We start from the raw sequence: 14,752 nt of genomic DNA on the forward strand, positions 1-14,752 counted from the left end.
GCGGCACCCTTCGTCGGATACGCACCGCACAGGTACGATGCCTCTCGGTGCGGTCAATTCCCGTCCACGGCACAGCGATTCGGCGCGCCTCGGCGGGCTTTCGGGCGGGACATCCTGGGGGCACGTTTGTGGGGGACCTGATGGACTTCGGTACGCAGGGCGCGCAGGCCCCGGCCGACCTCGCCTGGCTGCGGGGCGTGGACGCCTACACGATGGGCGCGTATCCGCAGGCCGAGGAGGAGTTCCGGGCGGCCGTGGGCCAGGACCCCGGCATGGCGGACGCCTGGCTCGGACTGCACGCGCTGCGCGTCGACACCGCGTCGGCGCTGCTGCACATGCACCGCCACCGCGACCGCTTCGGCGAGCAGCGCACCCGCTACCGGCGCACGCTCAACTCCTGGTACTGGCTGGGCTGGTGGGTGCAGCCGGTGCTGGAGAGCCCGCGCGACCTGCTGCTCGCGCACGCCTCGCACTGGCTGGACGGCCGCCATGTCGCCGAGCTGGACCGGGCGCTGGCCGCCCTGCCGCCGGTGGAGACCGACCCCCAGGTCCGCTTCCTGCACGCCTGCCGTTCCTACCTGGTCAAGGACTGGGAACAGCTCGTGCGCCACACCGAGCAGCTGATCGAGGACCCCCTGCTGGGCATCGAGGCGGGGCTGTTCGGCGGGATGGCCCGGGTCCGCCTCGAGATGTACGGGCAGGCGGAGCCGATGCTCGCGACGGCCCTGATGCGGTGCCGCAGCGAGCAGCCGCAGCGCAAGGAGCTGCGCTACTGGCTGGCCCGCGCCCACGAGGGCACCGGCCGCAGCGCCGCCGCCCTCCCCCTCTACCGCGCCGTGCACCGCATCGACCCGGCCTTCATGGACACCTCCGCGCGCCTCGCGGCCATCGCGGACTACGACGGACTCGACGGCTCCGAGGACGTGCCGGGGCTCGCGTCCGTCTCCCTGACCGGGGTGGAGGCGGACGCGCTCTACGCGGAGGGCGCCCCGCCGCCGGGCGCCGACCAGGCGGACGGGCGGGAGCTGCCGCCCGGCGGTGAACCGCAGGACGTGCCCGGTGCCGGGGGCGCCCCAATGCCCGGCGGGGTGCGGGCGAAGTCCCGGGCGCCGCAGCCGTTCCCGGCCGGGCCCAGCGACCCGGCGCTGCTGGCCGAGGCGCTGGCCGAGCTGGAGCGGATGGTCGGTCTGGAACCGGTGAAGCGCCAGGTCAAGGCCCTCTCGGCGCAGCTCAACATGGCGCGCCTCCGGGCGAACCAGGGGCTGCCCGTACAGCCGCCGAAGCGGCATTTCGTGTTCTCCGGACCGTCCGGCACCGGCAAGACGACCGTGGCCCGCATCCTGGGCCGGGTCTTCTACGCGCTGGGGCTGCTCGGCGGCGACCACCTCGTGGAGGCGCAACGGGCGGACCTGGTCGGCGAGTTCCTGGGCCAGACCGCCGTGAAGGCGAACGAGCTGATCGATTCGGCGCTGGGCGGGGTGCTGTTCGTGGACGAGGCGTACAGCCTGTCCAACACCGGGTACAGCAAGGGCGACGCGTACGGCGACGAGGCGCTTCAGGTGCTGCTCAAGCGGGCGGAGGACAACCGGGACCACCTGGTCGTCATCCTGGCCGGCTATCCGGAGGGCATGGACCGGCTGCTGTCCACCAACCCCGGGCTCTCCTCGCGCTTCACGACCCGGGTGGACTTCCCGAGCTACCGGCCCCTCGAACTCACCGCGATCGGCGAGGTGCTGGCCGCCGAGAACGGCGACGTGTGGGACGAGGAGTCGCTGGACGAGCTGCGCTCGATCAGCGGCCATGTGGTGGACCAGGGCTGGCTGGACGAGCTGGGCAACGGCCGCTTCCTGCGGACGCTGTACGAGAAGAGCTGCGCCTACCGCGACCTCCGGCTCTCCGGCTGTACGACCCTGCCCACCCGGGACGACCTGGCCACGCTGCGGCTGCCCGACCTGATGCAGGCGTACGGCGAGGTCCTGTCGGGGCGCGGACCGGTGGGCCGGGGGCAGCAGGAGCCGCCGGGCCTGTGAGGAACGGCGCTCCGGCCGCCGGAAACCCTCCGGCGGCCGGAGCCCGCCTCAGCCCACCAGGGCGCCCGCTCCGTCCGGGTCCGTCGTCCGCTCCTCCGTGCGGCGCGGCTCCGCCACCCGGTGCGCCGGGTCGCGGACCTCGCCGACCAGCGTCTCCAGGACGTCCTCCATCGCGACCAGGCCGAGCACCCGGCCGGAGGCGTCCGCGACCTGGGCGAGGTGCGTGGCGGCGCGGCGCATCACGGTGAGGGCGTCGTCCAGCGGGAGTTCGGCCCGGACGGTGGCCATCGGGCGCCACAGCTGCTGCGGCACCGCGCGGTCGCCGTCCTCCAGGTCGAGGACGTCCTTGACGTGCAGGTAGCCCATGAAGGGGCCGCCGCCCTCGGCGCAGACCGGGAAGCGCGAGAAGCCCGTGCGGACCGTCAGCTCCTCGATGCGGCGCGGGGTGACCGACGGGTCCACGGTCACCAGGGACGCCCGGCGCAGCAGGACGTCGGTGACGGGGCGGCTGCCCAGCTCCAGGGCGTCCTCCAGGCGTTCCTGCGCCTCGGGCTCGATGAGGCCGGCCTGCCCGGAGTCCTCCACGAGGCGGTTGAGCTGCTCGCTCGTGAAGACGGCTTCCACCTCGTCCTTCGGTTCGACGCCGAAGAGGCGGAGCACCAGCCGGGCGCAGGCGCCGAGCGCCGCCGTGACCGGGCGGCAGAGGCGGGCGAAGCCGACGAGGCCGGGGCTCAGCCAGAGCGCGGTCTTCTCGGGCGCGGCCATCGCCAGGTTCTTCGGGACCATCTCGCCGATGACGAGGTGGAGGAAGACGACGAGGACGAGCGCGAGGACGTAGCCGAGGGGGTGGATCAGCCCCTCGGGCAGGTGCACGGCGGCGAACACCGGCTCCAGGAGGTGGGCGACGGTGGGTTCGGCGACGGCTCCGAGGGTCAGGGAGCAGACGGTGATGCCGAACTGGGCCGCCGCCATCATCTGCGGCAGGTTCTCCAGGCCGTACAGCACCTGGCGGGCGCGGCCGGAACCGGCGGCGGCGAGGGGGTCGATCTGGCTGCGGCGGACGGAGACGAGCGAGAACTCCGCGCCGACGAAGAAACCGTTCGCGAGGACCAGGAGTCCGGCGAAGACCAGCTGGACGAGGCTCATCGCGCCGCCTCCAGGACCGCCGGCTCCGAGGCGTCCGCACCGGCGGCGGCCGCCACCCGGACGAAGCGGACCTTCTCGGCCCGGTAGTGGCCGACCTGGCGGACCGCGATCCGCCAGCCGGGGAGCTCGGCCCGGTCGCCGGGGGCGGGGATGCGGCCCAGCAGATCGGCGACGAGCCCGGCGACCGTCTCGTACGGGCCGTCGGGCACGTCGAGTCCTATGCGGCGCAGGGTGAGGACCCGGCAGCTGCCCTCGGCGTCCCAGGCGGGGCTGCCGTCCTCGGGCGGGGCGGGGGCCAGCTCGGGGCGGTCGGCGCCCTCCGCGTCGTGCTCGTCGCGGACCTCGCCGACCAGCTCCTCGATGATGTCCTCCAGGGTGACGACCCCGGCGGTGCCGCCGTACTCGTCCACCACGACGGCGATCGGCTGCTCCTTGCGGAGGCGCTGGAGGAGCTGTTCGACGGGCAGCGTCTCGGGGACCAGGAGCGGCGGCACGGCGATCCGGCCGGCCGTGGTGCGCAGCCGGTCGGGGGCCGGGACGGCCAGGGCGTCCTTGAGGTGGATCATGCCGACGACCTCGTCGATGCGTTCCCGGTAGACGGGGAAGCGGGACAGGCCGGTGGCGCGGGTGAGGTTGAGGACGTCCTCCGCGGTGGCGGAGGTCTGCAGGGCGCTGACCTTCACGCGCGGGGTCATGACGTGCTGGGCGGTGAGCCCGGCGAGCGACAGGGTCCGTACGAAGAGGTCGGCGGTGTCCTGTTCGAGGGTGCCCGCCTCGGCGGAGTGCCGGGCGAGGGAGACCAGCTCGCCCGGGGTGCGGGCGGAGGCCAGCTCCTCGGTGGGCTCGACGCCGAGCAGGCGTACGAGACGGTTGGCCGCGGTGTTCAGGGCGCCGATCACCGGCCGGAAGAGCCGGGTGAAGCGGGCCTGCGGTCCGGCGACGAACCGGGCGACGGTCAGCGGGCGGGAGACCGCCCAGTTCTTCGGGACGAGCTCGCCGATGACCATCTGGACGGCCGCCGCGAGCAGCATGCCGGTGACCACGCTGACGGTGGGCACGGCGCCGTCGGGCAGCCCGGTCAGGGCGAAGGGTCCGTCCAGCAGCTGGGCGAGCGCCGGTTCGGCGAGCATGCCGACCACCAGGGAGGTGATGGTGATGCCGAGCTGGGTGCCGGAGAGCTGGAAGGAGAGCTCGCGCAGGGCGTCGGTGACGGTGCGGGCCCGCCGGTCGCCCTCGGCGGCGGCGCGCTCGGCGTCCGCGCGTTCCACGGTGACGAGACCGAATTCGGCCGCCACGAAGAAGCCGTTGGCGAGGATGAGAAGGAATGCCGCGCTGAGCAGCAAGAGGGGGGTTGTCATGCCGCCGCCTCCGCGGAGGGGGCGGCGCAGGTACTACCGGACGATCCGTCCATTGCTGGAGGGAGTCACTCCTCGGGTCGCAGGAAAATCCCCGCCGGCCGCAGGGGCCTTCGGGCGGGGCGGGGCGCGCACGGGGCGCCACCGCCCTCCAGAGTAATCAACGGGAGGCCGTACGGGGCAAGGGGCTCAGCCGTTGTCCGTGCCGGTGCCGTGGTTCTCGGCGAGGGCGCGCAGGGCCCGGGCGTCCTGGATGGCGCGCTTTTTGGCGATGCCGGGCTGGATGCCGAGGGCGGGCATGCTGGTGCCGTCGCTGAGGTCGAGGAAGACCCACGGGTCGCCGACCCGCAGGTTGACGCGGACGATCTCGGCCCAGGAGAGACGGCGGCTGCGCGTGAGGTTGACCACCGTCACGCCCTCCTCGTCCGCGACGACCTTGGGACGGCTGAGCAGCGCCAGGACGCCGAAGAAGAGCAGCGCGGTGAAGACGAAGCTGACCCGCTCTCCCCCGCTGAGCTGTTCGAGGGTGAAGGCGACGACGGTGATGACGGCGAACATCACCGCGCCGACGGTCAGCAGGACCACCCGAGTACGGGTCGGCCGGAAGGTGACCGGCAGGGCCGGCGGGCCGGGCGGCGGTGCGGGGGCTGACATCGTGCTCTTCTTCCGTCCCCCGCCGTCAGAGACGGCAGGCGTGGATCGCGGTGGTGAGGATGGCGCGGGCGCCGAGGTCGTACAGGTCGTCCATGATCCGCTGCGCCTCGGCGGCGGCGACCATGGAGCGGACGGCGACCCAGCCCTCGTGGTGCAGCGGGGAGATGGTCGGCGACTCCAGGCCCGGGGTGAGGGCGACGGCGCGCTCCAGGTGCTCGACGCGGCAGTCGTAGTCCATCATCACGTAGCTGCGGGCCACCAGGACGCCCTGGAGGCGGCGCAGGAACTGCTGGACCTTGGGCTCGTCGGCGGGGGCGCCGGTGCGCCGGATGACGACGGCCTCGGAGGTCATGATGGGCTCGCCGATGACGTCGAGGCCCGCGTTGCGCAGGCTGGTGCCGGTCTCCACGACGTCCGCGATGACCTGGGCGACGCCGAGTTCGATCGCGGTCTCGACGGCGCCGTCGAGGTGGACGACGGAGGCGTTGACCCCGGCCTCGGCGAGGTGCTTGGCGACGATGCCCTCGTAGGAGGTGGCGATCGTCAGGCCGTCGAAGCCCTCGGGGCCCGCGACGGTCCCGGGCTTGGTGGCGTAGCGGAAGGTGGAGCGGGCGAAGCCGAGCTGGAGGATCTCCTCGGCCTCGGCACCGGAGTCCAGCAGCAGGTCGCGGCCGGTGATGCCGATGTCGAGGCGGCCCGAGCTGACGTAGATCGCGATGTCGCGGGGGCGCAGGTAGAAGAACTCGACCTCGTTGGCCGGGTCCACCAGGACGAGTTCCTTCGACTCCTTGCGCTGCTTGTAGCCCGCCTCATGGAGCATCGCCATCGCAGGCCCGGAGATAGCACCCTTGTTGGGGACGGCGATGCGCAGCATGAGGTCGGGTTTCCTTTGCGAAAGGGGTGGCGGGATGACGTACGGGAGGGTTCGGGGCCTGGCTCAGAGGTGGGCGTAGACGTCGTCCAGGGAGATCCCGCGCGCGACCATCATCACCTGGACGTGGTACAGCAGCTGCGAGATCTCCTCGGCGGCGGCGTCCTTGCTCTCGTGCTCGGCGGCCATCCAGACTTCGGCGGCCTCCTCGACGACCTTCTTGCCGATGGCATGGACCCCCTTCTCCACCAGTTCGGCGGTGCGGGAGGTGGAGGGGTCGCCGTTGGCGGCCTTGAGCTGCAGCTCGGCGAAGAGCTCTTCGAAGGTTTTGTTCGCCATGATGTGCTCAGAATACGGGGTGCCGCGCCCGCACTCAGCGCCAGGGTTCGCTGACCGAGCGCAGTGTGGCGGCGGTGGCGACTGCGGCGGTGACCGCTTCGTGCCCCTTGTCCTCGTTGGACCCTTCGATGCCCGCGCGGTCGAGCGCCTGCTCCTCGGTGTCGCAGGTGAGGACACCGAAGCCGACCGGGACTCCGGTGTCCACGGCGACCTGGGTCAGGCCGTTGGTGACGCCGTGGGACACGTATTCGAAGTGCGGGGTGCCGCCGCGGATGATCACGCCGAGGGCGACGATCGCGTCGTACCCGCGCCCGGCCAGCACCTTCGCCACGACGGGGAGCTCGAAGCTGCCCGGGACCCGCAGCAGGGTGGGCTCGTCGATGCCCAGCTCGTGCAGGGCGCGCAGGGCGCCGTCGACCAGGCCGTCCATGACCTTCTCGTGCCACTGCGCGGCTACGACCGCCACACGCAGGTCACCGCAGTTGCGTACGGACAGTTCGGGTGCGCCCTTGCCGCTCATGTCTCTCCTGGGTTCTCTGTACGGGTGTGCTACTGGTTGCCGCAGGCGGACGCGGGGACCGCGTCGAGCCAGGGCAGGTCGTGTCCCATGCGGTCGCGCTTGGTGCGCAGGTACCGCAGGTTGTGCTCGCCGGCCTGGACGGGCATCGGCTCGCGCCCGGTGACGGTCAGGCCGTGCCGGGTGAGCGCGGCGGTCTTGTCCGGGTTGTTCGTCATCAGGCGGAGGCTGCGCACGCCGAGGTCCGCGAGGATCTGCGCGCCCGCCGCGTAGTCCCGGGCGTCGGCGGGCAGGCCGAGCTCCAGGTTGGCGTCGAGCGTGTCGACGCCGCGCTCCTGGAGCTCGTACGCGCGGAGCTTGGAGAGCAGGCCGATGCCCCGGCCCTCGTGGCCGCGGAGATAGACGACGACACCGCGTCCCTCGTCCGTGATCCGCTCCATGGACGCGTGCAGCTGGGGGCCGCAGTCGCAGCGCTCGGAGGCGAAGATGTCGCCGGTCAGGCACTCGGAGTGGACCCGGACCAGGACGTCCTCGCCGTCCCCGATGTCGCCGTGGACCAGCGCGACGTGTTCGACGCCGTCCACGGTGGAGCGGTAGCCGTACGCGGTGAACGCGCCGAAGCGGGTGGGGAGCCGGACCTCGGCCTCGCGGCGGACGGTGGGCTCGTTGCTGCGGCGGTACGCGATCAGGTCCTCGATGGAGATGATCGTGAGGCCGTGCTTGCGGGCGAACGGCACCAACTGGGGCAGCCGGAGCATGACCCCGTCCTCGCCCGCGATCTCGACGATCGCCCCGGCGGGCCGGAGCCCGGCGAGCCGGGCCAGGTCGACGGCGGCCTCGGTGTGGCCGTTGCGCACGAGGACCCCGCCGGAGCGGGCGCGCAGCGGGAAGACGTGGCCGGGGCGGACGAAGTCGCCGGGTCCGGCCACCCCGTCGGCGAGCAGCCGGAGCGTGGTGGCGCGGTCGGCGGCGGAGATGCCGGTGGAGACGCCGTGGGCGGCCGTGGCGTCGACGGAGACGGTGAAGGCGGTCTTCATCGACTCGGTGTTGTGGTCCACCATCTGGGGCAGTTCGAGCCGTTCCAGCTCGTCGCTCTCCATGGGCGCGCAGATCAGTCCACGGCACTCGCTCATCATGAACGCGACGATCTCGGGCGTGGCCTTCTCCGCGGCGATGACGAGGTCGCCCTCGTTCTCGCGGTCCTCGTCGTCCACGACCACGACGGGGCGGCCCGCCGCGATGTCGCGGATGGCCTGCTCGACGGGGTCCAGGGCCAGGTCCTCGACGGGCACTTCGTGTTCCCGGTGCAACCAGGTGGGCTGGGCAGTCATGCCGTGGCTCCTTCCAGAGCGGGTGTCCGCGTACGCAGCCACCAGTCGCGCATGCCCCACAGGACGAGGGCGCCGTAGACGACGTAGATGAGACCGGAGAAGGCGAGCCCGCTGTGGAAGTTCAGCGGGACGCCGACGAGGTCGACCAGGAGCCAGGCGAACCAGAACTCGACCATGCCGCGCGCCTGGGCGAGCATCGCGACCAGCGTGCCCGCGAAGATGTAGGCGTCCGCCCAGGGGCTCCAGGAGAGCGAGGGGAAGGCGGTGAACAGGCCGCCGACCGCGAGGGTGCCGAGGGCCGCCCCGCCGACCAGGTAGCCGCGTTCGCGCCAGGTGGCGAACCGGACCGCGATGGAACCGTCCTGGGCCTGCTGACGGCCCCGGGTCCACTGCTGCCAGCCCCAGACGGCGACCGCGATGACGATGACCTGCTTGCCGACGCTGCCCGCCTGCTGGACGGAGACGTTGGCGGCGACCAGCACGACGCCGGACAGGAGCTGGGCGGGCCAGGTCCATATCGAGCGCAGCCAGCCGAGCGCGAGGGCGATCAGGCCGACGGTGTTGCCGATCATGTCGGACCAGATGATGTGCTGGTCGAGGACGGTGAACGCCTCGGAGTTCAGCCAGTGCAGGGCGCTCACTTCGCCTCCTCCCCGGTCTCCGGCGTGCCGTGGCCGAGCAGCCGCTCGACGTACTTCGCGATGACGTCCACTTCGAGGTTGACCGGGTCGCCGGGCCCCTTGATGCCGAGGGTGGTCAGCGCGAGGGTGGTGGGGATGAGGCTGATGGTGAAGTAGTCCGGCGCGGCGTCCACCACGGTCAGGCTGACGCCGTCGACGGTGATCGAGCCCTTCTCCACCACGTACCGGGTGAGGGCGTCCGGGAGCGAGATCTTGACGATCTCCCAGTTCTCGGAGGGCCGCCGCTCCAGGATGCGGCCGGTGCCGTCGACGTGGCCCTGGACGATGTGGCCGCCGAGCCGCCCTCCGAGCGCCATGGGGCGTTCGAGGTTGACGCGGGAGCCGGTCGTCAGGGCGCCGAGGCTGGAGCGGTTCAGCGTCTCGGCCATCACGTCGGCGGTGAACTCGTGCTCGCCGAGGTCCACGACGGTCAGGCAGACGCCGTTCACGGCGATGGAGTCCCCGTGCTTGGCGCCCTCGGTGACGACGGGTCCGCGCAGGCGGAAGCGGGAGGCGTCGTCCAGTTGCTCGACGGCGGTGACCTCGCCCAGTTCTTCGACGATTCCGGTGAACATTCAGTTTTCCTTCCGGGCGGGGCCGGGGACGGCGGTGACGCGCAGATCGGGGCCGATGCGGACGGTCTCCGTCACGTCGAGGCGCAACGCCTCGGTGAGCGTGGAGATTCCGGCGTCGGCGAGGGCGGCGGGGCCCGCGCCGATGAGGACGGGGGCGAGATAGCCGACGACCTTGTCGACGAGTCCCGCGGCGACGAAGGCACCGGCGAGGACCGGGCCCCCTTCGAGGAGTACGGAGCGGACACCGCGCTCGTGGAGGGCGGCGAGCAGGGCGGCGGGATCGAGCCCGGGCCCCTCGGCCGCGCGGGGCAGGCGCAGGACCACCTCGTCGGGCAGGTGGCCGGTCTCCGCGTCCTCGGCGACCGCGACCAGGGTGGGCGCGGTGGCGTCGAGGACCCGGGCGCCGGGCCGTACGGCGGTGGCGCGGGTGTCCATGACGACGCGCAGGGGCTGGACCGCGCCGTCGACGCCGCGCACCCCGAGCTGGGGGTCGTCGGCGCGGGCGGTGCCGGAGCCGACGAGGACCGCGTCGGCCTCGGCGCGCAGCCGGTGCACGTCGGCGCGGGACTCGGCGGAGCTGATCCAGCGGCTGGTCCCGTCGGCGGCGGCGACCCGGCCGTCGAGACTGGCCGCGTACTTCCAGGTGACGTGCGGGCGGCCCCGGCGGACGGAGGTGAGCCAGGCCGCGTTGCCCGCCTCGGCCTCGTCGGCGAGGAGGCCCGCCTCGGCCCGGACTCCGGCGGCGCGGAGCGTGTCGGCGCCGCCGGTGGCCTGCGGGTTCGGGTCGCCGACCGCGTACACGACACGGGCGATCCCGGCCTCGATGAGCGCCTGGGCGCAGGGGCCGGTGCGACCGGTGTGGTTACAGGGTTCGAGGGTGACGTAGGCGGTGCCGCCCCGGGCCCGGTCGCCGGCCGCGCGCAGGGCGTGGATCTCGGCGTGCGGGCCTCCGGCGCGCTGGTGGAAGCCCTCGCCCGCGGTCGCGCCGGCGGCGTCGAGGACGACGCATCCCACGACCGGGTTGGGGCTGGTGGAGCCGAGGCCGCGGGCGGCGAGCGTGATGGCTCGGCGCATGGCGGTGATGTCGGCTGCGGTGTCCACCGGGTCCTCCTGCCTCTTCGGGCACGGACTCCGGGGCCTGTCGATGACGACAGAAGAAGCGGAACGCACGACAGGGACGCCTCAAGCCGGAAAACACGGAGGAATCCGGTGATCCGGAACCTCCGCCGACGGCGGCGTACCCGCGAAACGGCCCGCCGCGCACTGCCTCCCATCCGGACTTTAACCGTCGGTCCAGGAATTTCACCTGGTCAACCGGCCGCTGGATGCGGACGGGTCGCGGACTGTAACCGCCGGTTCGGAATTGCACCGACCCCGGAGTGCGCTGCTGCTGGTACACGATCAGTGTGCCACGACCCGGCAGGGGCCAACCGGGTGAACGCTGTGGAGTGGCTCACAGACAGCACGTGACAAGAACTCTTTCGGACATCCGTACAGGAATCTATCGCGATTGGTCCAGACCTATTGACGCACTGGTCTAGTCCTCTTAATCTCTGCGTCACCTCCGAGGAGCGGTTCCGCGGTGTGCGCACGCCCGGGACCAGGCACGACCCACCCCCTTGTTCAGTTGTGTTCTGCCGACCTCCCCAGGAGGAACCGAACGTGCTGTCCCCCACCCGTGCGAGAGCCACGCTCCTCGCCGCCGGCGCAGGCATCGCCGCGCTGCTGATCGGCTCGCTCGCCGCGACGCCTTCGCAGGCCGCCGACCAGGAGTCCTGTCGCCCCGACGGGCTCTACGAGACGCCGGGCGTCTCCGTCCCCTACTGCTCCGTGTACGACTCCGAGGGCCGCGAGAAGATGGGCGCCGACCACCCCCGGCGCGTCATCGGCTACTTCACCAACTGGCGGACCGGCAAGGACGGCAAGCCCGCCTACCTGGCCTCCGACATCCCCTGGGACAAGGTCACCCACCTCAACTACGCCTTCGCCCACATCGACGGGGCCAACAAGCTCTCCGTGGGCGCGGATGGGCCGGAAAACGCCTCCACCGGGATGACCTGGCCGGGCGTCAAGGGCGCCGAGATGGACCCGGACCTCCCCTACAAGGGCCATTTCAACCTGCTCAGCAAGTTCAAGAAGCAGTACCCGAACGTGAAGACGATGGTCTCCGTCGGCGGCTGGGCCGAGACCGGCGGCTACTTCGGCGACGACGGCGAGCGGGTCGGCTCGGGCGGCTTCTACTCCATGGCCACCAACGCCGACGGCTCGGTCAACCAGGCCGGGATCGACACCTTCGCCGACTCGGCGGTCGACTTCATCCGGAAGTACGGCTTCAACGGCGTCGACATCGACTACGAGTACCCGACGACCATGAAGGACGCGGGCAACCCGCTGGACTGGACGCTGTCCAACGCCCGCCGCGCCGGTCTGGTCAAGGGCTACGCCGCGCTGATGAAGACCCTGCGCGAGAAGCTGGACCGGGCCTCCGCCGCCGACGGCCACCACTACCTGCTCAGCGTCGCCGCCCCCTCGTCGGGCTACCTGCTGCGCGGCATGGAGACGTTCCAGGTCCAGAAGTACCTGGACTACGTCAACATCATGTCGTACGACCTGCACGGCGCCTGGAACGAGTACGTCGGCCCCAACGCCGCGCTCTACGACGACGGCAAGGACGCGGAGCTCGCCCAGGCGAGCGTCTACTCGACCTCGCAGTACGGCGGCACCGGCTACCTCAACACGGACTGGGCCTACCACTACTTCCGCGGTTCGATGCCGTCCGGCCGGATCAACATCGGCCTGCCGTACTACACCCGCGGCTTCAAGAACGTGCAGGGCGGCACCAACGGCCTGTGGGGCAAGGCGGCTTCGACCGACTGCCCGGCCGGAGCGGGGCTGACCAAGTGCGGTGACGGTGCCGTCGGCATCGACAACCTCTGGCACGACCTGGACACCAACGGCAAGGAGTCGCCCGCCGGGTCCAACCCGATGTGGCACGCGAAGAACCTGGAGAAGGGCATCGTCGGCGACTACGTCACGGATTACGGATTCCCCGCGGACACGAAGCTGACCGGCACCTACGTCCGCAACTACGACTCGACGCTCGTCGCGCCGTGGCTGTGGAACGCCGACAAGAAGGTCTTCCTCTCCACCGAGGACGAGCAGTCCGTGCAGGCCAAGGCGGACTACGTGGCCGACAAGGGCATCGGCGGCACGATGATCTGGGAGCTGGCCGGGGACTACGGCTGGAACGCGGCCAAGGGGCAGTACGAGCCCGGCTCCACGCTCACCTCGACCATGTACGACACCTTCAAGACGGCGGCGCCGTACGGGGCGAAGCGCTCCACGATCGACCTGCCCACCCAGGCGCTGGACATCGACGTGTCGTTCGGCCAGTTCCCGCTGGGCGACTCCAACTACCCGATCAGCCCCAAGCTGACGATCACCAACAACACCGAGGCGACGCTGCCCGGCGGTACGGAGTTCCAGTTCGACTACTCCACCTCGGCGCCCGCCAACGCCAAGGACCAGTCGGGCTTCGGCACGACGATCGTGCGCAGTGATCACACCGCCGCGAACAACGTCGGCGGGCTGAAGGGCGACTACAACCGCGTCTCGCTGAAGCTGCCGTCCTGGCAGAGCCTGGCGCCCGGCGCGTCGGTCCAGGTCGACTTCGTGTACTACCTGCCGACGTCCACGCCGTCCAACTGGACGGTGACCTTCGGCGGGAAGTCCTACGCGCTGGCGGCGGACCTGGCCCGGGGCACGACCGTGGTCCAGCCGGGCACGGGCTCGACCCCGACGCCCGACCCGTCCGGCTCCACCGGCCCGAGCCCCGACCCGTCGGGCGGCACCTGCGCGGCGGCGGCGTGGAGCGCGAGCGCGGAGTACGGCGCCGGTACGACGGTGAGCCAGGACGGCCACCAGTGGAAGGCGAAGTGGTGGACGAAGGGCGAGAAGCCCGGCTCCACCGGTGAATGGGGCGTCTGGCAGGACCTCGGCGCCTGCTGAACCCCGCCCGTCGAGCCCGTCCGGCGAACCGGTTCCGTCCTCACACGCCGGACGGGCTCGACTGCGGCGCGAAGATCGCCTCCTGCGCCGCATCGCGCGCCGCGAGCAGCGCCCCCCGGCGCACCGCCGTGCCGCCCAGCAGCCCCGCCCGCACCCCGGTGCGCAGCGGGGACATCGCGGCCAGCCGCTCCTCGACCCGGGCGGCCAAAGCGCCGCCCCCCGCGTGGCCCACCTCGCCGGAGAGCAGGACGAGCCCGGGGTCGAGGACCGAGGCCACCGCCGCGGCGCCCACCGCGATCCGGTCGGCCAGGGCGCCGAGGAAGCCCTCGCTGTCGCCCTCCCCCGCGAGCGCCGCCCGGACGGCCACCGCCGCACCGGGCTCCTGACCCTGCTGTGTCACGACGATCCCGTATCGCGCGGCCAGTTCGCAGAGCGGCGCCGAGCCGACCAGTGAGTGGAAGCCCCCGTCGCAGTTGACGGCCGAGGGCGTGCCCGCCGTGCCGGGGACCGGCAGGAAGCCGAGTTCGCCCGCGCCGCCCGAGGCCCCCCGGCGCACCTTCCCGTCGAGCATGACCGCCGCCCCCACCCCGTGGCCCAGCCAGAGCAGGACGAACGTGTCGTGGTCGCGGGCCGCGCCGACGCGGTGCTCGGCGACGGCGGCGAGGTTCGTCTCGTTCTCGACCAGCACCGTCGCCGGAAGCCGCTCCTGGAGCGCCCGGACCAGGCTGCGGTGCCAGGCCGGCAGCCCGCTGCTGTCCCTCAGTTCGCCCGTGACCGGGTCGATCAGCCCGGGCGCGCCGATGCCGACGCTGTGCAGGGGTGCGCTTCCCGCGTTGCGGACGGTGGACGCGAGCAGCGCGACGGCCCGCTCCACGGCGTCGTCCCCCTCCGTCTCGCCGACCGGCAGCGTCGCCTCGGCCAGCGTCGCGCCCAGCAGATCGGCGATGACGACGGCGACGCTGTCGGTGCGCACGTCGAGCCCGGCCAGCAGCGCGCGGTCCGCGACGATGCCGTAGAGCCGGGCGTTGGGCCCCCGGCGGTCGGCCCCGGTCTCGCCGACGACATGGATGAGGCCCGCGCCCTGGAGGCGGTCGACCAGGTCCGCGACGGTGGGCCGGGAGAGCCCGGTCAGGGTCTTCAGCTGCGTGGCCGTCAGGGGGCCGTCCTGCTGAAGGAGCCGCAGGGCGAGCCGGTCGTTGATGGCCCGGGCGGTGCTCGGTGATGCGGGCATGCCGGAATCCTTCCA

Annotated in this window: 13 protein-coding genes and 1 riboswitch; of the genes, 2 read left to right on the forward strand and 11 right to left on the reverse strand. The window is 72.2% G+C overall.

Annotated elements, in window-relative coordinates; all coding sequences use genetic code 11:
- Positions 1-140: 140 nt before the first annotated feature.
- Positions 141-2,030: an AAA family ATPase gene (locus AMK18_RS22930; protein WP_198957064.1), complete on the forward strand. Its 1,890-nt coding sequence runs from the start codon at positions 141-143 to the stop codon at positions 2,028-2,030.
- A gap of 48 nt (positions 2,031-2,078) precedes the next feature.
- Here the strand turns inward: AMK18_RS22930 and AMK18_RS22935 are convergent, their stop codons facing one another.
- The 10 genes from AMK18_RS22935 to ribD all read right to left on the reverse strand — a co-directional run bounded on the left by AMK18_RS22935 (position 2,079) and on the right by ribD (position 10,599).
- Positions 2,079-3,176 (reverse strand): hemolysin family protein, encoded by a 1,098-nt coding sequence (locus tag AMK18_RS22935; RefSeq protein WP_018103941.1) that lies wholly within the window; start codon positions 3,174-3,176, stop codon positions 2,079-2,081.
- Positions 3,173-4,534 (reverse strand): hemolysin family protein, encoded by a 1,362-nt coding sequence (locus tag AMK18_RS22940; RefSeq protein ID WP_073864298.1) that lies wholly within the window; start codon positions 4,532-4,534, stop codon positions 3,173-3,175. Before AMK18_RS22940 ends, AMK18_RS22935 begins: the two co-directional genes overlap by 4 nt.
- A 186-nt stretch (positions 4,535-4,720) precedes the next feature.
- Positions 4,721-5,185 carry a PH domain-containing protein gene (locus AMK18_RS22945; protein WP_073864300.1) on the reverse strand — a complete coding sequence of 155 codons (465 nt, stop codon included), beginning with the start codon at positions 5,183-5,185 and terminating at the stop codon, positions 4,721-4,723.
- A 25-nt stretch (positions 5,186-5,210) separates the two neighbouring features.
- Positions 5,211-6,059, reverse strand: a complete 849-nt coding sequence (gene hisG / locus AMK18_RS22950) for an ATP phosphoribosyltransferase (RefSeq protein WP_073864302.1) — start codon at positions 6,057-6,059, stop codon at positions 5,211-5,213.
- Positions 6,060-6,122: 63 nt separating this feature from the next.
- The gene (locus AMK18_RS22955; RefSeq protein WP_018103937.1) at positions 6,123-6,395 is read right to left on the reverse strand and encodes a phosphoribosyl-ATP diphosphatase; all 273 of its coding nucleotides are present in this window, start codon (positions 6,393-6,395) and stop codon (positions 6,123-6,125) included.
- A gap of 34 nt (positions 6,396-6,429) precedes the next feature.
- Positions 6,430-6,915 (reverse strand): 6,7-dimethyl-8-ribityllumazine synthase, encoded by a 486-nt coding sequence (gene ribH / locus AMK18_RS22960; protein ID WP_018524272.1) that lies wholly within the window; start codon positions 6,913-6,915, stop codon positions 6,430-6,432.
- Positions 6,916-6,944: 29 nt separating this feature from the next.
- Positions 6,945-8,243, reverse strand: a complete 1,299-nt coding sequence (locus AMK18_RS22965; protein ID WP_073864303.1) for a bifunctional 3,4-dihydroxy-2-butanone-4-phosphate synthase/GTP cyclohydrolase II — start codon at positions 8,241-8,243, stop codon at positions 6,945-6,947.
- The gene (locus AMK18_RS22970) at positions 8,240-8,884 is read right to left on the reverse strand and encodes a nicotinamide mononucleotide transporter family protein (protein ID WP_018103934.1); all 645 of its coding nucleotides are present in this window, start codon (positions 8,882-8,884) and stop codon (positions 8,240-8,242) included. The genes AMK18_RS22965 and AMK18_RS22970 overlap by 4 nt, the downstream gene beginning before the upstream one ends.
- Positions 8,881-9,498, reverse strand: coding sequence for a riboflavin synthase (locus AMK18_RS22975; RefSeq protein ID WP_073864305.1), 618 nt, complete (start codon positions 9,496-9,498; stop codon positions 8,881-8,883). Before AMK18_RS22975 ends, AMK18_RS22970 begins: the two co-directional genes overlap by 4 nt.
- Complete coding sequence (gene ribD / locus AMK18_RS22980; RefSeq protein ID WP_073864307.1) at positions 9,499-10,599, reverse strand: bifunctional diaminohydroxyphosphoribosylaminopyrimidine deaminase/5-amino-6-(5-phosphoribosylamino)uracil reductase RibD; 1,101 nt, start codon at positions 10,597-10,599, stop codon at positions 9,499-9,501.
- A 155-nt stretch (positions 10,600-10,754) separates the two neighbouring features.
- A riboswitch (FMN riboswitch) is annotated at positions 10,755-10,885 on the reverse strand.
- Positions 10,886-11,160: 275 nt separating this feature from the next.
- Here ribD and AMK18_RS22985 point away from each other — a divergent pair.
- Positions 11,161-13,506, forward strand: a complete 2,346-nt coding sequence (locus AMK18_RS22985; protein ID WP_073864309.1) for a chitinase C-terminal domain-containing protein — start codon at positions 11,161-11,163, stop codon at positions 13,504-13,506.
- A gap of 40 nt (positions 13,507-13,546) precedes the next feature.
- On the opposite strand, the gene AMK18_RS22990 is transcribed toward AMK18_RS22985, so the two are convergent.
- On the reverse strand, positions 13,547-14,737 hold the full coding sequence (locus AMK18_RS22990; RefSeq protein WP_073864310.1) for an ROK family transcriptional regulator: 1,191 nt from the start codon (positions 14,735-14,737) through the stop codon (positions 13,547-13,549).
- Positions 14,738-14,752: the final 15 nt, after the last annotated feature.

It is taken from the genome of Streptomyces sp. CB01249 (genome assembly GCF_001905735.1).
Taxonomy (GTDB): domain Bacteria; phylum Actinomycetota; class Actinomycetes; order Streptomycetales; family Streptomycetaceae; genus Streptomyces.